General features: G+C 41.5%; 21 protein-coding genes and 1 pseudogene. 14 read left to right on the forward strand and 8 right to left on the reverse strand.

Annotated elements, in window-relative coordinates; all coding sequences use genetic code 11:
- Nucleotides 1-52 precede the first annotated feature (52 nt).
- The 3 genes from fhcD to CP947_RS08950 are packed head-to-tail and all read left to right on the forward strand — an operon-like array spanning nt 53 to nt 2,900.
- A complete protein-coding gene (gene fhcD / locus CP947_RS08940) occupies nt 53-946 on the forward strand; it encodes a formylmethanofuran--tetrahydromethanopterin N-formyltransferase (RefSeq protein WP_096712861.1) in 894 nt (297 codons plus the stop codon).
- Nucleotides 947-970: 24 nt separating this feature from the next.
- Complete coding sequence (locus tag CP947_RS08945) at nt 971-1,471, forward strand: PH domain-containing protein (RefSeq protein ID WP_243641505.1); 501 nt, start codon at nt 971-973, stop codon at nt 1,469-1,471.
- Nucleotides 1,464-2,900: a PH domain-containing protein gene (locus CP947_RS08950; RefSeq protein ID WP_243641504.1), complete on the forward strand. Its 1,437-nt coding sequence runs from the start codon at nt 1,464-1,466 to the stop codon at nt 2,898-2,900. Before CP947_RS08945 ends, CP947_RS08950 begins: the two co-directional genes overlap by 8 nt.
- Nucleotides 2,901-3,019: 119 nt before the next feature.
- Here CP947_RS08950 and CP947_RS08955 read toward each other — a convergent pair whose 3' ends face one another.
- Both CP947_RS08955 and CP947_RS08960 read right to left on the reverse strand, forming a co-directional pair.
- Nucleotides 3,020-3,442, reverse strand: coding sequence for a hypothetical protein (locus CP947_RS08955; protein ID WP_096712863.1), 423 nt, complete (start codon nt 3,440-3,442; stop codon nt 3,020-3,022).
- 55 nt (nt 3,443-3,497) lie between these two features.
- Nucleotides 3,498-4,514: a hypothetical protein gene (locus tag CP947_RS08960; RefSeq protein WP_096712864.1), complete on the reverse strand. Its 1,017-nt coding sequence runs from the start codon at nt 4,512-4,514 to the stop codon at nt 3,498-3,500.
- Between the two features lie 202 nt (nt 4,515-4,716).
- Here CP947_RS08960 and CP947_RS08965 point away from each other — a divergent pair, with 202 nt between their 5' ends.
- Both CP947_RS08965 and CP947_RS08970 read left to right on the forward strand, forming a co-directional pair.
- Nucleotides 4,717-5,154: a transglutaminase-like domain-containing protein gene (locus CP947_RS08965; RefSeq protein WP_241645917.1), complete on the forward strand. Its 438-nt coding sequence runs from the start codon at nt 4,717-4,719 to the stop codon at nt 5,152-5,154.
- Between the two features lie 623 nt (nt 5,155-5,777).
- Nucleotides 5,778-6,344: a hypothetical protein gene (locus CP947_RS08970; RefSeq protein ID WP_096712865.1), complete on the forward strand. Its 567-nt coding sequence runs from the start codon at nt 5,778-5,780 to the stop codon at nt 6,342-6,344.
- A 168-nt stretch (nt 6,345-6,512) separates the two neighbouring features.
- On the opposite strand, the gene CP947_RS08975 is transcribed toward CP947_RS08970, so the two are convergent.
- From CP947_RS08975 to mfnA, 3 genes and pseudogenes are all read right to left on the reverse strand, one after another.
- Nucleotides 6,513-7,853 carry a TraB/GumN family protein gene (locus tag CP947_RS08975; protein ID WP_096712866.1) on the reverse strand — a complete coding sequence of 447 codons (1,341 nt, stop codon included), beginning with the start codon at nt 7,851-7,853 and terminating at the stop codon, nt 6,513-6,515.
- A 13-nt stretch (nt 7,854-7,866) separates the two neighbouring features.
- Complete coding sequence (locus tag CP947_RS08980) at nt 7,867-8,967, reverse strand: CBS domain-containing protein (RefSeq protein WP_096712867.1); 1,101 nt, start codon at nt 8,965-8,967, stop codon at nt 7,867-7,869.
- A gap of 230 nt (nt 8,968-9,197) precedes the next feature.
- Nucleotides 9,198-10,196, reverse strand: a pseudogene (mfnA, locus tag CP947_RS08985) (tyrosine decarboxylase MfnA); the annotation flags it as partial.
- 697 nt (nt 10,197-10,893) lie between these two features.
- Between mfnA and CP947_RS08990 the strand changes: the two are divergent.
- Both CP947_RS08990 and CP947_RS08995 read left to right on the forward strand, forming a co-directional pair.
- Nucleotides 10,894-12,129, forward strand: coding sequence for an ORC1-type DNA replication protein (locus tag CP947_RS08990; protein ID WP_096712869.1), 1,236 nt, complete (start codon nt 10,894-10,896; stop codon nt 12,127-12,129).
- Between the two features lie 234 nt (nt 12,130-12,363).
- Entirely contained in the window at nt 12,364-14,076 is a 1,713-nt protein-coding gene (locus CP947_RS08995) for a thiamine pyrophosphate-binding protein (protein WP_096712870.1), read from the forward strand.
- A 31-nt stretch (nt 14,077-14,107) separates the two neighbouring features.
- Here the strand turns inward: CP947_RS08995 and CP947_RS09000 are convergent, their stop codons facing one another.
- Nucleotides 14,108-14,662: a signal peptidase I gene (locus CP947_RS09000; protein WP_096712871.1), complete on the reverse strand. Its 555-nt coding sequence runs from the start codon at nt 14,660-14,662 to the stop codon at nt 14,108-14,110.
- 140 nt (nt 14,663-14,802) lie between these two features.
- On the opposite strand from CP947_RS09000, the gene CP947_RS09005 reads away from it, so the two are divergent.
- From CP947_RS09005 to CP947_RS09035, 7 genes are all read left to right on the forward strand, one after another.
- A complete protein-coding gene (locus CP947_RS09005) occupies nt 14,803-16,260 on the forward strand; it encodes a DNA-directed DNA polymerase II small subunit (RefSeq protein ID WP_096712872.1) in 1,458 nt (485 codons plus the stop codon).
- Between the two features lie 39 nt (nt 16,261-16,299).
- Nucleotides 16,300-17,232 carry a 4-demethylwyosine synthase TYW1 gene (twy1, locus tag CP947_RS09010; RefSeq protein ID WP_096712873.1) on the forward strand — a complete coding sequence of 311 codons (933 nt, stop codon included), beginning with the start codon at nt 16,300-16,302 and terminating at the stop codon, nt 17,230-17,232.
- Nucleotides 17,233-17,338: 106 nt separating this feature from the next.
- A complete protein-coding gene (gene prf1 / locus CP947_RS09015) occupies nt 17,339-18,586 on the forward strand; it encodes a peptide chain release factor aRF-1 (RefSeq protein ID WP_096712874.1) in 1,248 nt (415 codons plus the stop codon).
- A gap of 9 nt (nt 18,587-18,595) precedes the next feature.
- Nucleotides 18,596-20,299, forward strand: coding sequence for an arginine--tRNA ligase (argS, locus tag CP947_RS09020; protein WP_096712875.1), 1,704 nt, complete (start codon nt 18,596-18,598; stop codon nt 20,297-20,299).
- A 5-nt stretch (nt 20,300-20,304) separates the two neighbouring features.
- On the forward strand, nt 20,305-20,574 hold the full coding sequence (locus CP947_RS09025; protein WP_096712876.1) for a DUF1294 domain-containing protein: 270 nt from the start codon (nt 20,305-20,307) through the stop codon (nt 20,572-20,574).
- A gap of 301 nt (nt 20,575-20,875) precedes the next feature.
- Complete coding sequence (locus tag CP947_RS09030) at nt 20,876-21,979, forward strand: hypothetical protein (RefSeq protein WP_096712877.1); 1,104 nt, start codon at nt 20,876-20,878, stop codon at nt 21,977-21,979.
- A 56-nt stretch (nt 21,980-22,035) separates the two neighbouring features.
- Nucleotides 22,036-22,527, forward strand: a complete 492-nt coding sequence (locus CP947_RS09035; RefSeq protein ID WP_128754327.1) for a hypothetical protein — start codon at nt 22,036-22,038, stop codon at nt 22,525-22,527.
- 513 nt (nt 22,528-23,040) lie between these two features.
- Here CP947_RS09035 and mtaA read toward each other — a convergent pair.
- Nucleotides 23,041-24,060: a methylcobamide:CoM methyltransferase MtaA gene (mtaA, locus tag CP947_RS09040; RefSeq protein ID WP_165868978.1), complete on the reverse strand. Its 1,020-nt coding sequence runs from the start codon at nt 24,058-24,060 to the stop codon at nt 23,041-23,043.
- 63 nt (nt 24,061-24,123) lie between these two features.
- On the reverse strand, nt 24,124-24,618 hold a 495-nt coding region (locus tag CP947_RS09045; protein WP_143745140.1), incomplete at its 5' end, for an RNA-guided endonuclease InsQ/TnpB family protein.

The following is a 24,618-nucleotide window of genomic DNA, read 5'->3' on the forward strand; positions in this document are numbered from 1 at the left end:
GTACTGCAAACAGTATCTCCCTTGTACCCTTAATTAAAGAGCAGGTGTCATTATGGAAATTAACGGAGTAGAAATCGAAGATACTTTTGCAGAAGCATTCCCGATAAAGATCGGTAGAGTACTGATTACAGCTGTGAATGAAAAATGGGCAAGGGTAGCTGCACAGGAAGCTACAGGTTTTGGTACCTCTGTCATCATGTGTCCCGCAGAAGGCGGTATCGAAAGGGTTGCCAGTCCTGATGAAACCCCTGATGGAAGACCTGGTGTTTACATCCAGCTCTGCACCTTTGGCTACAAATCCCTGGAAGAACAGCTCCTGGAAAGACTGGGCCAGTGTGTATTGACCGCTCCCACAACAGCAATGTTCAATGGTCTGCCGGATGCTGAAAAACAGTTTGACACAGGTTTCAAGCTCAAATTCTTCGCAGACGGTACCGAATCCGAAACCGAGGTCGATGGCAGGAAAGCCTACAAGATTCCAATGATGGAAGGCGACTTCATCACCGAACACTCCATGGGTGGAGTAAAAGGTGTAGCAGGCGGCAATTTTTTTATATTAGGAGACTGCCAGATGAGCGCTCTCAATGCCGCAGAAGCAGCAGTTGAAGCCATAGAAAAGGTCGAAGGTTCCATTACTCCATTCCCCGGCGGTATAGTGGCCAGTGGCTCCAAACCAGGTGCCAACAAGTACACTTTCCTCAAGGCAACAGCAAACGAAAAATTCTGCCCCTCCATCAGGGACCAGATCGAGGATACCCAGATCCCCGAAGATGTGGGAGCAGTTTACGAGATCGTTATCAACGGTATCAGTGAAGAAGCAATTTCCAGCGCAATGTCAGCCGGTATAAAGGCATCCGTAAAGGTGCCTGGTATCAAGAAGATCTCCGCAGGCAACTACGGCGGAAACCTTGGCCCCTACAAATTCAATCTCCATGACCTCGTATGAGCCGGGGTCCTCTTTTTTTCTTTTTTGGATCCGGTAATGATGTTTGAAAATGAGCCTTCTGAGTGTATCGATTCACGTGCATTGAAATCCTGGTTTGTAAGCGGACTCTTGCTAGGTATTGTCGCCTTTTCGATTCCATTAGCATACATTTTTCTGATAAGTCCTGCATGGGATTTACCTCGAGAATGGGGCTGGATAGGTATAGCACTGGTTACAGTATACACATTATGGTCAGCAATAATTGCACCACAACTCAGGATACGTTTCTGGCGCTATGAAATAAGAGAAAATGAAGTAGATATCCAGAACGGTATTTTCATCATCAAAAGGACCCTTATCCCTATGGTCAGGATTCAGCATGTTGATACTGAACACGGTCCTGTGATGAGATTCTTCGGGCTGGCAACATTAAGGATCTCCACAGCTGCTACAGACCATTATATTCCCGCTCTATCAAGGGAAAAAGCTGCAGAGCTCATGGGAGAAATAGCAGCTCTTGCAAAAGTAAGTGATGAAGATGTCTGAATATAAGCGCCAGCATCCCGTCATGATAATCCTGGAGACGTTCAAAAGCATAATATATGCAATACCACCGGTGTTCTTCTTTGCATTATCCCTAAGGGATGAATTGAGCAGTGTGGACATTCCTTTACTGGCTGCTATCGCTTTGATCGCCACCCTTACGTATTCTACAGCAAAATGGTATTTTTTCACCTATCAGTATGAAAACGGCTACCTGCACATAAGAAAGGGATTGCTGTTTAAAAAAGAGAGATCAATCAAGAGAGAAAGAGTCCAGACGGTTAATGTAATCACAAATTTTATACAAAAACTCCTGGGTGTCACGAGTTTACATGTCAAAACAGCCGGCAGTACAGAAGCAGAACTATCACTCACTGCTGTAACCCTGCAGGAAAGCCAGAACATAAAGACCTATTTAGAAAACCATGCAACAAACGAATCCGGCAAAAATAATACAGAAGAATCAGAAACCGGGAATTCAAAAGTAGATACTGTAAATACTTACAATGTCCCACTACGGAACCTGCTTCTGGCAGGAGCCACTTCAGGAAGGTTCATGTTACTTTTTTCCCTTATAGCGGCTGCATTATCCCAGCTTTATCCATATATTCCTGAAAGTTATATGGGACTCATTCTTGAGCAGGTAATTCCCCGGAACAATATCAATATCAGTCTACTCCTGATACTAATATTTGGATTATTGCTGCTTTCATGGATCATATCAACCCTGGTCTTTGCAGTCCAATACTCCAATTTTACCCTGCAACGCCAGGAAGATGACATCCGGATATCCTACGGCCTTATTGAACAGAAGGAATACAACCTGAATATGAAACGAATCCAGGCTCTGTCTGTAAAGGATAGTTTGCTGCGACAGCCCCTTAACCTGTGTTCGATCTATGCAGAAGTTGCCGGAGGCAGCTCTGAAAAACAGGATTACGTGACTACATTATATCCCCTGCTGAATTTAAGGGAACTGTCAAGATTCATGGACAACATGTTCCCTGAATATATTATTCCTGAAAATATGCATCCTCTGCCATTAAGGTCAAGGAAACGCTATATTATACGCTTACTGGTTCCGGCTATTGTTATTGTTTTATTGCTCCAGCTGGTTCCCTACGGATGGGTCTCCCTGCTAGTCCTGCCCCCTACCTTCCTATTGGGGCTTTCCCGCTACAATACAGGAGGAACTGCCATCCTGGAAAAACAATTAACGCTCAGATTCCGCAATATCCACCGCTATCATGTATTCGTATTGAGAGACCATATCCAGACTATGCAGATAAGTTCCAACCCTTTCCAGCGCATGAGTGACTTGGACACAATCGGGATTTCCGTATTATCATCAAGAGGCGGAAACCGATTTGCACTCGCTGATGTTGACAGAGAGGAAAGTGGGAAAATCTGGAACTGGTTTTCCCGCAACTAAACACGATCCACATTAGAGACCCAGCAGGGATAATCCCAACGAGAAGCAGCTGCTTATCAGCTCCAGTGGAACCATTCCTGAAAAAGTTATTCTTACATGCATATACGAAGCGATGGAAGTTACATTGAACCAACAATTTTGTCAATTGTTGTAATATCAAGGGGTAAATCAATGACATCATAGTAAACTTCATCAACTTGCATAATTTTAGAATCTACAATAACTATATTTGAGATTTTACTGGAACCACTGTAAAATTTTATTGAATAACGATACCCGAACATAGGCTCTTGATTACCTTTTTCTTCCAATGAATACCTATCAAGTTGACTGATTAATTTTTCTATTTTTACTCTATCATTTGTTGTACTCAAATCTCCACTCATTCCATTCCTGACGGAAACTTTTGTGATTATATGCTGATCGATATCTGTCAGTTCAGTGACTTTTTTTTCTTCAGTTTGATTTGATATACAACCAGAATAAATTACTGTGCTGCACAGGATTAAACATAAAATTAAACTGTTCATTATTTTGCTCATTTTAAATCCCCAAAAATAAAAAAGAAAATATTCTAATAGAATATTTTCAGGAAAATTATTCGATCCACACTTGGTTAATAAGATAGTCACCAACAAGAACATTGATATTGTTATCTCCCCACCCATTATTGACCACGATATACGGTTGCGGAACAACATATGGGACATCCTGTACAAAGTATCCATGTGCTATTATCCAATGGTCATCAAAAGTTGGATGATTATTAGTCGAAACATCGACAGGTTTATCGTCATCTATGAGAGACATTAATTTACTGTAATCGAAAGCAATTGCGTAAGCACTGTACTCATTAGCAAGATTTCTATCTTCAATATAACTGTTCAATCCATTCCTTAATTGCCATGCATACGTCCCACTATTATCAATATAACCATTGGTTATAAAATCTAGCAAATCATTCTGATTTTCATAACCGGAGGCTACAAAATCATTATCAAGGTAATCATCCAAATAAATTAAATTGATTCCAGCAGCAATTGGACCACAATAAATATTGTTGTCTTCCCAAGTCCTTAATGAATGGCTCAAAATACCACTTGCACCCGAAAGTAATTGAACATTAGAAGTTTCCATAAATATCTTCTTCAATTCAGAGAGTCTCTTAGATTTATTCACCCTTTCCTTTTTGTAAATGTAAGCAGTTTTGATTCTTTCACTTTTTAGTTCTCCTTCAACATAAGCAAGGGGTCCATTGTAGTAATAGTTTTTATTTTTGTCAACAAATGGATTTTCGCTTGTCATTGAATATTCAGGCACAGATAAATCGTTTACATTAATAATGATGTAACCTTCATTATTTACCGAAAAAGCAACAGCTTCAACATTACCTTCCAGATTCTTCAATGGAATTGAAGAAGTCAATTCTGCAGAATAGCCCATTTTTTCTAGGAATAATTTACCATATTCTTTTTCAATACTGAAATCAATATTTTCAGCCTTTACTCCCACATTTTCATTTGCTTGAGCACTCACCGTAGGCACAAATGCCATGCTCACCAGCAACATTGCAGTTAGTATTATACCCACTCCAGATTTTGCATTTATTTGCATTTATTTTATCTCCTGATTTATTCAGTTCAGGAGGCAAAGCCATGCTTATATAGCGTAAAAAACAAACCTAGCTTTGCCTCAGGGCACTGGGGTTCAGCCATCACTGCTAGGTCAAACTGAACCCCAAAATATCTTCACGATATTCTAAAAGAGAGTTTTTTTATTACTATAAATATTTTATGACCATATCATCAAACTGAAGGTGAACAAAATTAAAAATAGAGAAGATATGCAGGATTACCTGAGAGTGACTGAAATAATCGACTGGAACCACCCAGAGGTACTAAAAAGGCAAAGGAGCTTGCAGCTGATCATACTAGATTCGGTTGAAATATCCAGACACTGTTTTGAATGGGTGCGGGATGAAATACTGCACAACAATGATTACAAAATGAATCCTGTTACCTTAAAAGCCTCAGAAGTTCTGGAACACGGTACAGGTTACTGCTATGCTAAAAGCCACCTGATGGCAGCCTTTTTGAGGGCAAACTCCATTCCTTGTGGAATTTGTTATCAGCGTTTGAGCAGGGATGATAACGGGGAACCGTTCTGTCTTCACACTCTTAATGCCGTATATCTTCCTTCCGGTGGATGGTATCGCATTGATGCAAGGGGTAATAAAGAAGGAGTTGATGCCTGATTAACACCCCCTGAAGAACAACTGGCCTTTGGGATAAAATTCGAAGAGGAGGCAGATCTGCCTGAAATCTGTCCAGACCCGCTTCCTGTTATCGTTGAGGTGTTGAAAAAATACACCAGCTATGACGATGTTGCCGAAAATCTGCCAGATATACAGCTAATACAAAAAAAAGGAATGTTGATGATTTGAAATTCTTACAATCCAAACCTTATCATCAAATTGTTAAAACAGATGCTCACAAGCACAAGTTCCTATCAAGAGGCGGAAACCGATTTGCACTCGCTGATGTTGACAGAGAGGAAAGTGGGAAAATCTGGAACTGGTTTTCCCGCAACTAAAGTTACCTATAATATTGGTAATATACCGGGACCACAGTTCCTGTTCAAATGAAGGGATTCTACAGAGATTTATCTTTTAGATGAATATTAACCCAAGTGATGAATCTTCATTATGATTATTAATTTATAGAATACTGTACATAAGAAGTTGCAATGTGGGGCTCACTTGAACCTTGTAAGAACCGTTGAGTCCCACATGTACGCTCAAAGGCATCGCTAAGTTTGCTGTTTATACTACATAAGCGTAGCTTTGCCTCTGGAGTAAACAAACGAGGTAAACAAAGAATGAACAAAAATAGATTAGCTGGAATGGGCCTGTTGCTTATGACATTGCTGTTAGTAAGTATGGCTTTTGTATCTTCTGTGAGTGCACAAACTGATTCATTGAGCAAAAATAATTCGATTGATAACCAGAGCCTCAATAGAAACATCGTTTTAGATGCAGATATTGATATCTATCCTGACACGTATTCTTACAACAAGTATGATTATGGAACAATTAATGTAAACATCGATAATTATGTACTTCCTGGTGGATTTAGCAACTATTTTTTAAAAATACCAGACGGTGTCGAATATAAAGAAGTATACGATGGCAAAGAGCCAGACAACGTATATTATCTTGGAAATGGCGAATCGACTATTATTCCAGAGTGGGGAAGTGTTAATGGACCTGCTACAGTATTATATTGGATGGACCTTCATACATTTGGATACGATGAAAATATGAAGGTAAAAGTAAAATTCAATAGTATAGATGACTTTGAATTTTATGCCGGAGATTCTGCAACTGAAGCAATAACAGGAGCTACAGCAACTGATAATGATAGGTTTACTGTAAACGTATCTTAATTGAAAAATATAGAATGGTCTAGTTTAATATGACCATTCTATATCTCTTTTTATATATTTAGTTGAAACACAAGATTGTCTATCCTATTTAATCTATCTAAAGTTAAACAATTTTTTATTCAAATGTTAGTAGCACAATAACCAAATATCCTATTTTTCTCTCATTATTTAAATACCAAGTCTTATCATCAGGTTATTAAGGCCCGCTTCAATAATATCTCTGGGATCAAGTCCTGTTATAGTCACGACTACATATAGTGCAATTATACTACCGATTACACTTCCAATATTTGCAAGACCAGCTACTAATATTACCCTGAAGAAATTATTCTTCTTCATTTCACTGAAGGTTTCAAGCTTCATTATTTCCTTGAGATCATCGGTCGTGGGATGGCGCTGTTTTGCTTCCACAATACCTGCAAACCAGCCTGCAGCCATCATGGGATTCAAGGAAGTCAGCCAAGCCACACCAAAGGATGTTGCAATCGAATAGGGGTGGCCACCTGCAATAATCGTTCCTAGAGCACTGAGTGTACCATTTATTGCAAACCACCACCCAAAAGCAATCAATAAAAGTTCGATAGAAGTACCTGAAATGATAAGCAAAAGGAAGATAGCAAGTGCCAGAGCCACGATACCGATACCGAATACCTTCATCAAACTAAAGCGTTTCTTGGGCAGGGTTACCAGCGAGGATAACGGGGGTATGGTCCTGGGGTCGGAGAGATATTTCTCGATACCACTCCTGTGACCCGCACCCACAACAGCCACTATATTCTTACCGCCACCTGCAGCCGTTCTTGCCAGACTGCCTGCAATGTAGGCATCCCTTTCATCAATAAGTACTTCTGCAGCACTGGGGGAGGTATGACGTAATTCCTCGATCAGGACTGTAACTGTATCCTGTTCGGTGATATTATCGATATCGATCTCATCACCGCCTCCAATTCCCAGAGCTGCAGCTATCAGGGTTCCTATCATTTTTGTTTTTTCGATCAAACCCATTTTTCCCCAGAAACGCTGGAGAGTTACCTGGATATCACGGTCTACAAGGGCAACATCCGCCCCAATTTCTTCTGCTGCTTCAATAGCAGCTAACATTTCAGCACCGGGCTGTACTCCCATTTCCTTGCCTATCCTTTTCTGGACATGGGCCAGCAGCATGTGGATCAGGAAAAAATAGACCTTGCCCTCTGCAAGCAGTTCCTTAACAGATATATCCGAGGTTTGGGTTTTACCCTTAAGGGCATCATAGCGGCCCTTACACAGTTCAACAGCAACGACATCAGGTTGTTGGTTGTGAATTGTCTCCTTTACTTCACGGATACTTTTTTCCGAAACATGGGCCGTTCCCACCAAGCTTATCCTGGAAGGAGCAGGAGCCACATTTTCAGAAGTGGAATCTGTTGAAAAGTCGTGTTCCTGAACTTCAGAAGAGCTGGTGGTGCTTTCATAGTTATAGCTCATGGTGTCTTGTCGGGAATCAGTAATATACGGGTCATTAGCCATTAAAATCCCTGTTTTACTCACTTAAAAGTGTCATTGTATGCATAAGGTCTGTTCTTGAAAGGATGCCAATAATCTCTCCATCTTCCATTACCACAAGGCGGCCCACGTTATTATTGTTCAGGACCTTGAAGGCTTCAGATGCATTCTCGGCAGGTGAGATAGTAACCACATCCCTTGTCATCACATCGGAAACGAGGGTACTTATCCTATCCACTTGCGCTACCTTATGTACATCCGTAAACGTAACAATACCTTTTAAAACATTGTGCTGGATCACCGGATAACCCATATGTTTGTGTTCAAACATGAATTGTACGAGTTCTTCTAAGTTCATCTCAGGGGATACTGAAATAACATCACTGCTCATCACATCCTTTACCATGACATTCTCAAGGGTACGGGTAACAGCAGTGGAACGTTCCTCTCCTGAAGCTCCCATATAAATAAATACCGCAATCAACAAAAGCCAGGGATTCCAGGGATTGGAAAGAATACCCAAAAGTGCCAGCATAAAAGCAAAAAATTTCCCGACATTCGCTGCGTTACGGGTTGCCTGTATATAATTCATATGACGGGCAAAAAATGCACGTAAAATCCTACCCCCATCCATGGGGAAAGCAGGAACCAAGTTGAATGCCCCCACTACAATATTGATGGAAGCAAGGATATAGACAAGACGATAAGGTATGGTAGTAGAATAACCTGCAACCATCATATCTACAATCAAATTCAATCCAAACAGGATACCACCAATCAAAAAACTTACAAACGGTCCTGCAAAAGCCATTTTTGCTTCCTGGTCGGGTTCACGGGGCATCTCTTCCATGGAAGATACACCACCTATCAAAAAAAGGGTGATGTTATCTATCTTAACCCCATACTTTTTTGCAATATAGGAATGGCCCAGCTCATGCAGGAGTACACAGGTAAAAAGGAGGATTGTTGTCAAGAGAGACAGGCCGTAACCTAATAGGGCAGGCTGGACATCTGCAAATCCAAAGGGTTCGGGTACACTTGAAAAAACAAATGCAAAGAGAAACAGTACAATAAGAAAAGTGATCTGGATCAATATAGGGATACCCATTACACTACCGATTTTGAAAGAAGTTTTCATAACTGAACCTTTTTAAGTTCCTATTATTTAGTTATTTAGTTTTAGTGATGTAAATGAGTACCTGACGAATAATACTTTCACACCGCTTGGTTTCAAGATATATACCCCTGGAGACCTATTGGGAAATAGTCACGGATTCGATGGGCACACGCCTTTACAAGTTTCAAGGCTAGGTGCCATCGATCATCCCCTCAACCGTGATACCAAGCACCCTTTTTATTTTTTTATTTTCAAGATTGGTTTACAACTGCATCCAGATCCGCAAGAAACATATCTATAATCTCATTATCCAGATGGGGCATGATAACCAATCTTAGTGCCTGCGGATTTCTCGTAAGAGAAACACGCCATCCAAAATCCTCGTAAAGTCTGTTTTGGATTTCAACTGGTGACTCTACATCCAGAGCCACGATATTCATCACCGGTTCTATCACCGGCTGGATTCCTATATTCCTAGCTCCTGCAACAAGCCTGTCAGTCATATCCATACATCGTTTTACGATGGCACCATAACCTTTCCTTCCAAGATGGCGCATAACTGCGTAAGTGGATACTACAGCTGCTCCACTACGGGTACCTGTGAGGGAATACTGACTGCTTACAGTAAGATAAGGGGTCTTTACCGCCAGATTGTCAAGATCAAGACTGTGGCGCAGAAGCAATCCTCCTGAAGGAATGGTACTTAAACCCATTTTGTGGGGATCTATTGTTACAGAAGATACACCTGCGATTTCAAAATCAAATTTATATTTAGGTTTGAGGAAAGGCAGCACAAAGCCCCCGAAAGCCGCATCTACGTGGAAAGGTAAACCCTTTTCGATAGCTATGCCAGAAAGGGTTTCAAGAGGATCTACCTGCCCGAACTCGGTAGTACCAGCTATACCCACCAATCCTACGGTATTGCTATCTATCAGGGAATTAACTGCATCCGGATCCACCTGTAAATTGTCAGAAAGAGTCGCTCTGCGTATATCTATACCTGAAAGATCACCAACCTTATCAAAGGAAAAATGAGCTGAATCAGGAACAACAATGTTAGGATTTACAATTGATTTATTACGATTACGCATAGCTCTTACAGCCTGGATATTTGATTCAGTACCTCCTGTACTGATATAACCACAGGCATCCGGAAGATGTAACATATCACCCAGCATCTTTACGACCTGTTCTTCCAGTTCAAAGGTTCCCTGAAAAAGACCTGGATCTCCCATATTAGCTTCGATGAAAGTACAATGAGCATGCTATGCTATTTCATGAGGATAAGTGCACATGGAACTCAGAACTTTCCTGTAATCACTATCCCTGTTTTTTTTTTGAGATAGTTCCTTTAGGACTGAATCTCTTGTGATGCCATTGTTATACATGGGAATCCTTTTCCTAGAAGAGCTTTTTAATTATAATCGTTTTGAGTTAGATTTGATTTTGAGATTTTTAAAATTTCAGGAATTGCTAGAGGGGCACCCCATAGTTTCTATTGGAAACATAGTTCAATTTGAAAAAAGGGATTTTTGTAAAACAAAGTTTTATATACTAAAACCTCTCTACTTACACTGCTATATTTTTTCAACATATTAAAAATATGTATTTCATATTTTTTCCTTATCTCCAGTTGAAACCATAGGGTCTCTCCCCTTTATAAACTTTCCAAGCGAAACAAAGGGGGTCTACCTTTTTTGTCGTTTAAACATTTCTAATATCAATCCAGAATATTTAATTTATTTTATAGGTGCAGTTGAAACAAAGGGGTCTTTACCATAACTGTTAAGAATAGATACCTATATTTCCATTAGAGTACTAACAGAGGAAAAATTACGTCCTTTTGCATATACCAAATATTGCTAAGAGGAGGTACCCGCTTTGGTTTCAATCTACTAAAAAAAACGATTATACGGTATTGGCATATTACAAATCGAAGGTGTTTGGATGGATAATGGTTCACTTGATGGGTTATTTGAAGAGTTATTGGAGACAGAATCCCTTTTTAAGAATAAGGAAGTGTTGAGACCTGCGTATACACCGGAAAATCTTCCTCATCGTAGTAACCAGATAAATAATATTGCTACGGTACTGGTATCAGCTTTGAAAGGTCATACACCTTCTAACATTCTCATTTATGGAAAAACAGGTACAGGTAAAACTGCTGTTGCTAGATATGTGGGTATTGAACTTGAAAGGAAAAGTGATCATCTCAATGTACAATGTAATGTGCTGTACATAAATTGCGAAGTAATAGATACACAGTACAGGTTACTGGCTAATCTTGCAAAACAGTTTGGTGAAGATGTCCCTATGACAGGATGGCCTACAGATCAGGTTTTTTTCCGATTTAAAGAGGCAGTGGATTCCAGGAAACAGGTAATCATAATAATTCTTGATGAAATTGATAAACTGATCAAGAAAGGGGATGATGTCCTCTACAATCTTTCCCGGATGAATACAGACCTTGAAAATGCCCGCGTAAGCATGATAGGTATTTCCAATGACCTGAAATTCACTGAATTTCTGGACCCACGTGTGAAAAGTTCTCTGGGAGAGGAGGAAATCATCTTTCCACCCTATGACGCCGAACAGATAAGTGATATTCTCAGGCAGCGTGCTGCTATTGCTTATAAGGAAAACAGTATGGATGATATGGTAATTCCTCTATGTTCTGCTTTTGCGGCACAGGAACACGGGGACGCACGGCGTGCTCTTGATCTTATGAGGGTTGCCGGAGAAATAGCCGAGCGTGAGAAGAAGAACATAATCGAGGAAGAACACGTCAGGCAGGCTCAGGAAAAGATCGAAGTGGATCGTATAGTGGAAGTTATACGTACTCTTCCTACCCAATCCAAACTCGCTCTCTATAGTGTAATGCTGCTACGTAATAATGGCCACCGTAATGTGACAACGGGTGAAGTGTATAACGTTTACAGGCAGTTATGCCGCAATGTTGATACCGATATCCTGACTCAGAGAAGGGTTACCGATCTCATATCAGAACTTGATATGCTGGGCATCCTCAATGCTATAGTTGTGAGCAAGGGCAGGTATGGGCGTACCAAGGAAATAGTCTTGAGTGTGCCTGTGGAAAGTACCAAGAAAGTATTGCTTGAGGATTACCGTCTCAATATGCTGGCCGATTTTAAACCAATACTGACAGCCCAGATGCATCTTTAAGGCCTGCTTCATAACCGAAAGTACTTAATACTGCTTCAACTTCATCCTTATTTGATGTCAAGTACTATCACAAACTACGATTTCCGTGTAACAGGTGTAGTAGTGGTAGTGCCGTCAGCTTGAGTGAGATAAAGAAATTATTCTGGCTCAAGTGCGCTGTTTTTTGGATTATATTATTGATGAATACATTTTGTGTCTTGTGCCGGTTTAATTTCTTTCTAAGGAGTGTTGAAAATGAAAGAAATGAACGGGGCAGAAGTTTTAGTAAAAAGTCTGGAAGACCTTGGAATCAAACATGTCTTTGGTTATACGGGTGCAGCTATCCTTCCGGTATTCCATGCCCTCCAGAAAAGTAGTATTGAGATTGTTATCAATTCAAACGAACAATCCGCAGCTTTCAGTGCAGCCGGTTATTCAAGGTCAGGAAAGGGTATTGGTGTAGCCATGGTTACTTCAGGGCCTGCTATAACAAATACCCTCACCAGTGTTGCGGATGCCTGTGGTGACAGCATCCCCTTGCTTATATTTGCCGGCCAGGTCCCGGAGCATAAGATAGGCACGGATTCTTTCCAGCATATTAATGTGAAAAATATTTTTGGAGATGCTGCTAAAAAAGTAATTCAACTGTCAAATAATGAAGATGTTGAATCAATGGTTAAGGATGCCTATTACTTTGCAAAATCCGGCAAACCTGGTCCTGTAGTCATAGACTTTCCCCTGGACAAGCAGCAGAAAATGCATGGGTACCGATCAATGGATGTCACTCTATTTGAACAAAGCTATCGTGATGACAGGCATTTGAATGAAGCACAATGCAAAGCTTTTTTCCAATTGCTGGCAAATTCTAAAAAACCCTTACTTTATTTAGGTGGGGGCCTGAATTCCAGAAAAGCAAGTCAGGCGATAAGAGAGTTCAATGAGTATTTCAAAATACCTTCGGTTAATACCTTGATGGCAAAAGGGATTATGGATGAAAGAAATGCCCTGAATCTGGGAATGCTGGGGATGTTCGGTACACCCTATGCAAATATGATTATCCAGGAAAATGATTTCTTCTTTGCTATCGGGGTCAGATGGGATGATCGGATTGCAGAAAAAGTAGGTTTCGGTATAGAAGCTGATATAGCCTATATAGATATAAACCCGGAAAAGATGCATCAGATAAAGATTGAACGTTTTCCTAAATTTACACTTATAGGGGATGGTGCTACAGCTCTTATGGACCTGCTGGATTATGCAAAAAAACACAATATAAAATTAGAGATTGCTCAGTGGAGACAACGTGCCAGAGAACTTAAAAAATCTTGGCCACTGGATTATAACAGGACATCTGACCGGATACAATCTGCAGAAGTATTGGATATACTATCTGCTTGTATCGATGAAAATGTTAAAATAACAACTGGTGTAGGCAACCATCAGATGCTTGCTGCCCAATATCTGTCCATGCAGGTACCAAACTCTTTCATGACTTCGGGCTCATTTGGCACAATGGGATTTGCTATACCTACTGCTATTGGGGTACACTATGCAAATCCCGATCATAAGATTATTGCAATAGATGGTGACGGCAGTCTCAGAATGAATCTGGGGGAATTGCACACCATTGTAAATTTAAGTTTACCTATCAAGATATTATTACTAAACAACAGAAGTGACGCTATGGTATTGAATCTGCAGGATGTTGCATATGCAGGCATACGGACAGGAACTGAAAGACAGAAGGATGTTAATTTTGCAGCAATCGCACGATCTTTTGGTTTCAATTATACGGCACGGATAACCGAAAGGGAAAAACTGGAAGGAGGAATAAAGGCCTTTTTAGATGCACAGGGTCCCTGCTTTTTGGAAATTCTTACGGACAGGGAAGAAGTACTCTATCCAAAGGTTCCTGCAGGAAGTGCTTATAAGGACATGATCTTGGGGCCATATATAAAACAGGTATAACCTGTCTTTCTTTTTTGAGACTCAGGACAACTCAGGACAATAGTAACCTGATATGTCCAATATATGGAATCTTGTACCGGGCAACACCTATAATCCATTCTTCTTTTACGGGAGAAAGATAACTGATCTGACCCTGCTGGTCATAGTAGCTATTTGTTTTCGTATTATCCCCTTTGGTTATGTAACCTTCATGTGGAGCTTCGGGTCCCCCTTCCCACATTGGTTCGCCTTCTTCAACAAAATACATTGCTCTGTGGATTACCGGGGTCACCCCCTTCTGGCCGTAGGGTCGGTATAAGATGACATCTCCCTTTTTTCCAAATGAAATATAGTCCGCAGGTGCATCCCGGAGTGTTTCTATCTGTGTCCTGTCCATATCTTCGATAAAGATTATGTCTCCCCTGTACATGTGGGGTTCCATACTTCCCGACTCCACTGCAACCATTGGAGTCCATAACCCGAAAAATAGCTGGGAGAGGACGCCGATAAGTGCAAGAATAACCAGTACTGATAAAGCGTCACGGATGATTCCCACCCAAAAATTATCGCGGTTTTTAAAAGTATCAATTATTTCCCTGATATCCATGAATATTTCTCCAAATTGACAAACCAAATTTGTCTGTATCAAGTTAAACTTATTGGTTTATTTCTAGTAGAATAATGTTTACCAAAGTATTGTTATACAGGAAAATTCTTGTAACTACATTATCAATACAGAGGTCTGTAATGCAAGAAATGTCTCTTCTCTCCGATTTGCTTGAAGCAGGCTACCAGGTAAGCCCTCAGGCAGCCGAGCTTATAACTTCTCACAACAATCCTCGTGCTCTTATAAATCACATACTGGGAAGTGTGGATGATTCTGTATTTGTAATAGATGTTGAGGACATTGATTTCACGGGATTTGAAGAAGTAAGGGAAGCAGAGATTCCATGCAAAGAATCTGTTGCAAATACAAATTCTGCAAATCCTATTTCGGTGCTTTGCGATATAACCGATTGTTCCACCTGTGTGGGGGAATACATGGAATTTGTACAGTATTTCCGCAACCGTTACAGCCGGCTGAGTGAGATGATCCGCGGCAGGGTCAATGCCAGACCCATGGAAAGCCTGAAAGGAAACAGACGTGTGCCCGGGGATGAGATTTCCATAATCGGTATGGTATCGGAGATTAAAAATACATCCAATGGTCATCGGCTGGTACGTTTTGAAGACCCTACGGGTTCCTTCCAGGTCCTTTTCAGTATGAATGATAAGGATATTTATGAGCAATCGAACAAACTTGTCCTGGATGATGTGGTGGGAGTAAGTGGCAATCTCACCAATGACGGCAAACTCCTGATAGCCAAAAAACTTGTTTTTCCGGATCTGCCCAATATGGGTTTATCTAAAAACGGTAGCCAGGGAAAAGCTCTTTTCATTTCAGATGTGCATATAGGCAGTAATACCTTCCTGCAGGAGCAATGGGAAGATTTCATGACTTTTGTCAAGAGGCAATCGGAAAACCCGGAGCTTAACAAAATAGCACAGCAATTACGCTATATTGTGGTTGCCGGTGATATTGTAGATGGGGTGGGTATTTATCCAGGACAGGAAGAAGAACTTACCATACCGGATATTTATGATCAGTATGAGGAAGTTGCCCACTATTTTAACCAGATACCTTCTGATATCACAGTAGTTATTGGTCCTGGTAACCATGATGCTGTGCGCCAGGCCGAACCCCAGCCCACATTCCCGGAGCGTATCAGGAAAATGTTTGATCCGAGGATAAAATTCGTGGGCAATCCTGCTCTGGTGGATCTGGATGGTGTACTTGTGCTGATGTACCATGGCCGCTCAATAGATGATTTTGTGGCGAGTATACAGGGACTCTCCTACAGTGAACCGGAAAAAGCAATGCTGGAAATGGTAAAGCGTCGCCATCTATCCCCTACCTATGGCAGCAGGGTTTCTATAGCCCCGGAGAAGACTGACCATTTTGTGATTGATCACATACCCGATATACTGCATTGTGGACATGTCCATACCGTAGGGGTGAAGCAGTACAGGGGGACCCTGCTAATCAATTCAGGAACCTGGCAGGACCAGACCGAATTCCAGAAGCGGGTGAATGTGGTACCCGAACCTGCAAGGGTGCCGGTGGTTGATCTTGCCACTTTCCAGCCGACCATGCTGCAGTTTTGAACGTGCATTTTATATAATGCCAGTTAAGAGTTAGTCCGGATGGCTTCAGATTTATTACCTGATATTGATACATTAATAAAAAAACAGGGATACAGACTTGCAGGATCCCATTCAGCTGTCAAAACATGTCTGTGGATGAGAAGGGCTGTGCGTGAGGAAGGAGAATGTTATAAAGCCCGTTTTTATGGGATAGCTTCCCACAGATGTTTGCAGATGACTCCTACCCTGTGCTGTAACCAGCGTTGCCTGCACTGCTGGAGGCCGGTTGAGCTTGATGTCCCAACTCCCTCAAAATGGGATTCTCCAGTGGAAATAATGGGGTCTTCAATAGAAGGTCAGCGCAACCTCATTTCGGGTTTTGGAGGTTTTGCCTCAAGAGAATTGTGGAAACAGGCCAATGAACCCGCACATGTGGCTATCTCCCTATCCGGTGAACCCACCCTTTATCCTTATCTTGATGAACTGATCGAAGAATTTCGCAGCAGAGGTGTGAGTACCTTTGTGGTAACCAACGGCACTGTTGTTGAAATGGTCAAACGTATTAAACCTTCCCAACTCTACATGAGCCTGGATGCTCCTGACAGGCAGACCTATCTGGAGGTTTGTTCTCCAAAGGACCCCTGCTTGTGGGATAACATAAATGAATCCCTCAGTGTCCTTAAGGATAAAGAATGCAGGACTGCTATTCGTATTACCTTAATCAAGGGTGTGAATATGTTTGATGTGAAAGGTTATGCGGACCTTATCAGAAAGGCACAGCCTGATATTATTGAAGTCAAAGCCTATATGCACCTGGGTTTTTCCAGAAACCGGCTTGAAAGGGATGCCATGCCAGATCATGAAGAAGTCTTTGATTTTGCAAATCAGCTCGGCTATGAATTGGGTTATGAAGTTACCGATCAGGTTGAAATAAGTCGTGTTGTCATGCTTTGTCGTGATGGAAAATTTATCGCTTCTAAATTACCCGTTTGACGCACTGTCATAACTTATATTTATAATAATGGCTTATATGGTAAGCCTAGAGCATAGCGAATATCCCGACATTTTGATTAATTTTTGATTATGGAGTATCCTTACAATGGCCGAACAATCTGCTCATGAAAAATATGAATTCAAGAAAAAACTTGAATCCCTCCGAAATAAAAAGGGAAGGGGTACTGAACTCATATCCCTTTACATACCGCCTGACAAACAGCTGTCCGATGTGACCTCACAGCTTAAGACTGAACACAGTCAGGCTTCCAATATAAAATCCAAGGTCACAAGGACCAATGTACAGTCTGCGATTGATTCGCTGCTTTCCCGACTTAAATATCTCAAGATCCCGGAAAACGGTATCGTCTATTTTACCGGAGCTGTGGATGTAGGTGCGGACAAAACGAATATGGAAACCACGATCATAAAACCTCCACAACCTCTTACCATCTACAAGTATCACTGTGATTCTTCCTTTTTCCTCGAACCGCTGGAAGGTATGCTCAAGGAGGCCAAGACCTACGGTTTGCTTGTGCTTGACAGAAGGGAAGCCACAATTGGTTTACTTACAGGTAAACATACCGAATCCTACCGAAATCTTACCTCAACGGTGCCGGGTAAACAGAGAAAAGGTGGTCAGAGTGCTCAGCGTTTCCAGCAGTTGAGGCTCATAGCTATACATGATTTCTACAAGCGTATAGGAGATGCAGCCAGTGAGATCTTCATGACGGTTGATATGAAAGATTTTGAGGGAATATTGCTGGGTGGGCCGTCCCCAACCAAGGAAGAATTCCAATCAGGAGAATTCCTGCATCATGAGCTGCAAAAGAAAATACTGGGCCTCTTTGATGTGGCCTACACCGATGAATCAGGATTGCAGGAACTTGTCAATGCCGCAAGTGAGCGACTGCAGGACCTGGACCTGATGGTGGAAAAGAACCTGATGCAAAAGTTTTTCAGGGAACTGGTATCTGATTCCGGAAAGGCTGCCTATGGTGAGGAAGTAGTGCGTCAGAACCTGATGATAGGGGCCGTGGAAAAACTGTTGATATCCGAGGATCTGAGGTCTGAAAGAATTAAGGTCAGGTGCACTACCGGGGATTATGAAGACAATATAACCCGGGAAAACCAACCGGATCAGGAAAGTGTAAATGATTTTGGCAACTGTCCCAAATGTGGCTCTTCCCTGGAAGTTGTCGAAAGGATAGATATTGTGGATGAACTCTCGGAACTGAGCGATCAGATGGGAAGTGAGGTGGCTTTCATATCAACTGATTTTGAAGAAGGTGGCCAGCTTCTCAATGCTTTTGGCGGTATTGTTGCGATATTGCGGTATAATACAGGTATGTAAGGTGATCATTTGTATCTTGAATTTGTTAACCAGGTAGTATCGGTACTGGAAAATGCCGTACAAAGAGCGGGTTTTGAACCGGTGGAGATAGCCCCCGAACCTTCCCAGCACGCAGATCTCTCTTCGAGGGTTGCTTTCAAGCTGGCCGCGGTTGTCAGGAAAAGTCCGGTGGAAGTAGCAAACCAGATCGTGGAAAATGTCCAGCTTCGAAAAAATTGTCTGATCGAAAGTATTGGGACTACCGGCCCCTACATCAATATCAAGGCCAGTAGAACCTATATTGACCGTACCTTTGAGACAGTCAGGAGCAAAAAGGAAGATTTTGGCGGGAATTTTTATTCAGGAAAAATATTGCTGGAACACACCTCTGCCAATCCCAATGGTCCCCTGCATGTGGGCCACATACGCAATTCCATAATAGGTGACACTCTGACCAGGATTCTGAGAAAAACCGGCTATGATGTGGATGCCCAGTATTACGTTAATGATATGGGCAGGCAGATTGCTATAGTCTCTTGGGCCCTGGAACATTTCGAAATGGATCCCGATCTCAAATCGGATCATGCTATTGCCAATGTATATATCAAGGCCAATGCCCGGCTTGAAGATAATCCCCAGCTGGTTGAACACATCGATAATTTGATGCAGCTGGTGGAATCCGGGGATGAGGAGGTCATAAAACGCTTTGATGATGCCGTGGACCTTGCTGTAAAAGGTATCCGCAGTACCTTACTTCGTATGAATGTCCATCATGATTCTTTTGTTAATGAATCCGGTTTTGTCCGCTCGGGGGAAGTGTCGGATATTGTGGATAAAATCCGAAAAACCGGTCGCACTTATGTGGATGATGGAGCCCTTGTGGTGGATCTTTCCGATTACGGATTTGAAAAAACCCTTGTTGTGCAGCGCAGTGATGGTACTTCCCTTTATACTACGAGAGATCTTGCCTATCATGAATGGAAAGCCAGGCAGGCAGATCGGATAATTGATATTCTGGGAGCGGATCACAAACTTATCTCAGGCCAGCTCAAAGCCACCCTCAACGCTGTCGGCTTAAAGGAGCCTGAAATTGTAATTTTTGAATTTGTATCCCTGCCCGAGGGTTCCATGAGTACCCGGAGGGGTCAGTTCATCACCGCTGATGAATTGCTGGACAAGGTTCAAGCAAGAGCCTTCGAGGAAGTTGAAAAACGCCGCCCGGAAATGTCACCTGAATTTATGAAAGAGGTGGCCGGTATGGTTGGTATCGGTGCTGTCAGGTATGATATAATCAAGGTTTCTCCGGAAAAATCCACGGTGTTTGACTGGAAAGCGGCCCTGGATTTTGAAAAACAGGGAGGCCCCTTTATACAATATTCCCATGCCCGTGCAAGCAGTATCCTCAAAAAGGCCGGCGAGGAAGGAATCTGGGATCCCGCCTCAAAGCCCAACGCTTCAGTACTGACCGATGAATCCGAGATCACCCTGATAAAACAAATTGCTTTGTTTGATAAAGTATTAAAACAGGCTGCAGACGATCTCAAACCTCACATAATCGCTATTTATGGCAGGGATCTGGCCGATGCTTTCAACCAGTTCTACCGGTTCTCCCCTGTGCTGGGTGCCGAAACTGAAGAACTCAGGAATGCCAGATTGGGTCTTGTGGACTGTGCCCGGATAGCGCTGGCCAATGTACTGGATACCCTGGGAATGGGCGCTCCAGAATCAATGTGACACCCATGTTTGTCCTCGAACAGCTGGTACTTGCCTATATTGGCCTTGCCAGTCTTTTTTCATTTGGGATAATGGGAATTGATAAGAGAAAAGCTGTAAAGGGAGCCTACCGCATATCGGAGAACTTCCTTTTCACCTGCGCCTTTGCAGGGGGCAGCGCGGGTATCCTGGCAGGCATGTACATCTTCAGGCATAAGGTTCGCCGCTGGAAGTTCAAACTGGGGATTCCTGTAATCCTTATTCTGGAACTTTATCTTTACCTGAAATTCTTTTAAAATTAAAATCTAGAGGGTCCTTTTGTCAGCTTTCTTAATCTGACATCTCCGCAATATTTTTTGGATAGTAGCATCCAGATCCGGAGAATCACATTATTATGTGTTAGCTCAATGGGTAACACATGTATACATAATACCAGAGTATATATAGGAGTTAGATTATTTTACAATGTGAGGTTCAACTCAACCCACCAGAGAATAGTTGAACCCCTGTATCGCCCGAAGGCATGGTAATATTGGTTTTGAGGGTACTTAAAACTTGCTTGCTTCTGCCTCTTGGGCAAACTAAGAGGTGAATAAAATGCAAAAGAACAACAAACTTGGATTTGGACTGCTGGTCGCAATGTTGCTGGTGAGCATGGCATTTGTGCCGGCTGTGAGTGCTCAAAGTACTGATGAAGCACTAGATGATAAGATAGTACATTCACATCAAGACAAAAAATTTGTGTGTATGGTGCAAAATTTCTCAAACCCAATTTCAATAAAAGAATTAAATGGGACAAGAGAAACAGTAATCAATAATTACAGAAAAGAGAAGGGAACTGCAAACAATTCAATAATATACTCAGTACCCCAAGTTCCGGAAGGAGGGCGCATTGTAGCATACTGTTTTAGAATTAATGATGATGGAACAACAAGTCAATATGTAGGAATTGCTGGTGATGAGAAGTCCGTGTCTAAGATTCGGGAAAGGGCAAAAACGTGGTACAATACTGAAGTCTTGGAATTTGAAAAAGCAGAAACAAATATTGATTCAGAACTCATTTCCAATAACTTAAGCCCAACTTCATCCGAAAGTGGAGCGCAATGGAGTGATCCATGCAGATTCTATGATGATTATTATTTATCTCCCTATGGAGGAGTAACAAATAATTATGAATTATATTGTCTTTACAATGACGGTAGCAGTACAGTAGATTGGTTTGCTATTGTTCAAGAATTTGGACTTGAACCGGGCTATCGTGCATTTGCTCCATCTTCATGGAAAAACGATGTAGGTTATGCTAAACAAGAATGGTGCGATGGTAATTTAGGAAATCCACAATTGTACAGTTATAGGCCAAACGGACCATACACAGGACAAACATCACAAAGTGTAACTATAACCGGAGGATCTGGGGGAGTTTCGGCAGGACTTACTTGGACATATACTCAACCAGATGTATCGACAGAATGCTATAGCAGTACAAATACAGACATTGCTGAATGGAAGATTACGTGTAATAGTGATACTGCTAAGACTTCTACTGTAGGTATGAACCCGGGGAGTACATGTAGTGCAAATCAACATAGTAGTGGAAACTACAAAATACTGGATGTCAAAGGTGTAGGCATATTTAGAGAAAGTTTTCTAAGTTCTAAAATTTTGTCCACTACGTCTTCACCATACATCAGCTATAATTAAGAAAATATTGCTGCCAAAAGGCAGTAATATTTCAATTTTTAGAAATTTGGTGGCACATGGAAAAATTGAATAGGATACTATTATTAATGCTCACAATAGCTTTCCTGTTGTTCTTTTATTATGTGATTCCTGTTGAGGTGGAAGGCGTGGTTGAAACCAAAGCGATTAACGGAAGGATGAGTGGAAATACCGGAGCTACTATTTTGTTGAACAGACAAGTTCCGGGCGAACCCTGGATACTTGTAGAGGATAAAGACTTTGAGCAGTTTTTCTCTCCAGAGGACAGGAATGTCTTCATCAACGATTCATTGCACGAACAGATGGATATGAAATATGTCAGCATTGACTATATTGTTTCCATACAAGTGAGTTCTGATGATCCTGTCAATGATGTAAGAAAAGGGCAAACTTATGCTTACTATGCCAGCAGAGAAGATTTCAATATGGCAGAAATAGGAGATACTGTAAGATACAGGGTTTCAAGGTTTGAAGACTATAGAATTGAAGAAATACTGGAATCGTCCAATCGAAGAGGGATAGTTCGATGATATGGACACAAAATGCTTATAATGCGGATCCTATGGAAGAAGATGTAGATATCAAAAAATATTGGATTTATTTAAATGAAACTTTCAGAGTAGATTTGAACTCCGTATCCCCAAAGGTATGGTAATATTGGCTTTGAGAATACTTAAAGCTTGTCTGATTGTGCCTCTGGAGTAAATTGAGTGGGGATAAAGAAAGAATGAAAACATATGCAGTTAATTTTTTACATATTATTAATATATTTTAAGAAAGATTTGCATATTGGGTTTGAATAAAGATCAAAAGGACTGGTTGATATGGAAAAGACATATAAAATTGTTATAGGCTTTATATTATTACTTCTTGTAGTTTATACTTTCTTTTTGATATTAAATTATAGATAATGCGTATGGTGACAATAATTTATTATATCTTTGAAATGCGCATTCTCTAATTAGCACTGCTAAAAACAAAACCGTCTTTTTATATATCAAAAAATTTTCTATGACACAGATTGTAAATCTTGAAATTATAATTTATTCAAAATTATTCAGATATTTATCTCTTGCCTGTTCCATCGCCCTGATGTTAACAACCGGGGTCTCAGGTGCAAGACCGCAACCCGGAGCCAGTATATCCACCCCCTCCTCCAGGCATTTGAATGCTTCCTCCTCAACTTCTTCTGGTGTACTGTAAAGCAGGGTATTTGTCGTTGATATGTTCCCTATAAGAATGGTTCTTGAGCCGATCTGGGATTTTGCTTCAGCTACACTGACACTTTCCTCAATACTGATTCCTTCAAAACCACAGTTTGCCAGTGAGGAGAGGATGGATGTCGTATTACCGCACATATGCATAACAACCGGTCCTTCAATGGAATGGGTAAGATGCTGATATGACGGTTTGATAAGGGTCTCGAATAACAGACATTCGAGCGTTTCCGGCCCGGCAACCGTATCATCCAGGCAGATCACATCGGCTCCGGCTTCAAAAAGTAATTCTGCATACCCTTCACAAATGCAGGTTGCTTTCCTGATATACATCCTGAAGATATCAGGTTTGAAAAGAGCCCACTTCAGGTAATTCTGTCCTCCTATAAGATGGTAGACCAAAGTAGCCGGGCCTTCCATTCCTGCAATCAGCGGTACATCCGGTGCAAGGTTTTTCAACCTGCGGGTGGTTTCCAGCACCACCGTCACCCTTGCCCTGTCATAAAGATCGGCAGGAATATCGGGAGTTTCCATTTTTTCGGCAAAGGGATGGGATAGCACTTCGGGAGGCTTATTTATGGTTCCCAGGTCAACTTCACATCCGGCCGCTTCGGCAAGGACTGTCAGGCAAAAAGGGTAGCGTATTGCTTCCAGTCCCCCGATAGTATGTGCCGCCATAGAGAGTTCCGCCATCTGAAATGCGCTGGAATGAGCCTGTGGCCAGAACGCTCCGGTAGTTTCCATCAGACCGTTTGTGGCTGTCTGGGTCACCGATAGTACAGGTATTTGTCCTTCTTTTTTTCCGGCTAGAACATTGAGTAAATTTTCTCTAAGTCCAGATTGCATTTTGCTTCCCATTCTCCTACAGTCAACTACCCCTCCCTTACCGGCAAGGTGCTTGAATGTCAATTAAGCATTCGTCTGGGTGGCTGACAAGCACCCCTGAGATTCCAGGATATACCTGTAATCCCGTGTTTTGTGTTCAATATTCATTGCACCGATTAGGTCTGCATTATTCTCATAACCACATTTTTCACATCTGAAAGATAACCTGTTACGATTATTTTTTGAGATGTGGTTACACCGAATACATGTTTGAGAGGTATACGATGGGTCAACATAATGTGTAATTATACCTGCTTCTCTTGCTTTGTATTCAATGAATGTTTGTAATTGGCGGAAAGCCCAACTACTGTGATTATGCCTTCTCTTTTTAGAAACTTTGGGAAGCGTGGAATCACGTATTCCTGATAAATCTTCCAGACCTATTACAGATACACCTTTTTCAACTGCGAATTTCACAATTTCTTTTGAGATTGTGTGGTTTACATCTCGCATAAGACGTTTCTCTTTACCTGCAATATGTTTTAACATACGTTTTGCAGATAAAGTTCCCTTCGATTG

Source organism: Methanohalophilus euhalobius, from assembly GCF_900215215.1.
GTDB classification, from domain to species: Archaea; Halobacteriota; Methanosarcinia; order Methanosarcinales; family Methanosarcinaceae; genus Methanohalophilus; species Methanohalophilus euhalobius.

What these genes read in the sequence shown, in the direction of transcription:
- fhcD (WP_096712861.1), top strand. Translation starts at nt 53, where the DNA reads ATGGAAATTAACGGAGTAGAAATCGAAGATACTTTTGCAGAAGCATTC.
- CP947_RS08950 (WP_243641504.1), top strand. Translation starts at nt 1,464, where the DNA reads ATGTCTGAATATAAGCGCCAGCATCCCGTCATGATAATCCTGGAGACG.
- CP947_RS08955 (WP_096712863.1), bottom strand. Translation starts at nt 3,442, where the DNA reads ATGAGCAAAATAATGAACAGTTTAATTTTATGTTTAATCCTGTGCAGC.
- CP947_RS08960 (WP_096712864.1), bottom strand. Translation starts at nt 4,514, where the DNA reads ATGCAAATAAATGCAAAATCTGGAGTGGGTATAATACTAACTGCAATG.
- CP947_RS08970 (WP_096712865.1), top strand. Translation starts at nt 5,778, where the DNA reads ATGAACAAAAATAGATTAGCTGGAATGGGCCTGTTGCTTATGACATTG.
- CP947_RS08975 (WP_096712866.1), bottom strand. Translation starts at nt 7,853, where the DNA reads ATGGCTAATGACCCGTATATTACTGATTCCCGACAAGACACCATGAGC.
- CP947_RS08980 (WP_096712867.1), bottom strand. Translation starts at nt 8,967, where the DNA reads ATGAAAACTTCTTTCAAAATCGGTAGTGTAATGGGTATCCCTATATTG.
- CP947_RS08990 (WP_096712869.1), top strand. Translation starts at nt 10,894, where the DNA reads ATGGATAATGGTTCACTTGATGGGTTATTTGAAGAGTTATTGGAGACA.
- CP947_RS08995 (WP_096712870.1), top strand. Translation starts at nt 12,364, where the DNA reads ATGAAAGAAATGAACGGGGCAGAAGTTTTAGTAAAAAGTCTGGAAGAC.
- CP947_RS09000 (WP_096712871.1), bottom strand. Translation starts at nt 14,662, where the DNA reads ATGGATATCAGGGAAATAATTGATACTTTTAAAAACCGCGATAATTTT.
- CP947_RS09005 (WP_096712872.1), top strand. Translation starts at nt 14,803, where the DNA reads ATGCAAGAAATGTCTCTTCTCTCCGATTTGCTTGAAGCAGGCTACCAG.
- twy1 (WP_096712873.1), top strand. Translation starts at nt 16,300, where the DNA reads ATGGCTTCAGATTTATTACCTGATATTGATACATTAATAAAAAAACAG.
- prf1 (WP_096712874.1), top strand. Translation starts at nt 17,339, where the DNA reads ATGGCCGAACAATCTGCTCATGAAAAATATGAATTCAAGAAAAAACTT.
- CP947_RS09025 (WP_096712876.1), top strand. Translation starts at nt 20,305, where the DNA reads ATGTTTGTCCTCGAACAGCTGGTACTTGCCTATATTGGCCTTGCCAGT.
- CP947_RS09030 (WP_096712877.1), top strand. Translation starts at nt 20,876, where the DNA reads ATGCAAAAGAACAACAAACTTGGATTTGGACTGCTGGTCGCAATGTTG.
- CP947_RS09035 (WP_128754327.1), top strand. Translation starts at nt 22,036, where the DNA reads ATGGAAAAATTGAATAGGATACTATTATTAATGCTCACAATAGCTTTC.
- mtaA (WP_165868978.1), bottom strand. Translation starts at nt 24,060, where the DNA reads ATGCAATCTGGACTTAGAGAAAATTTACTCAATGTTCTAGCCGGAAAA.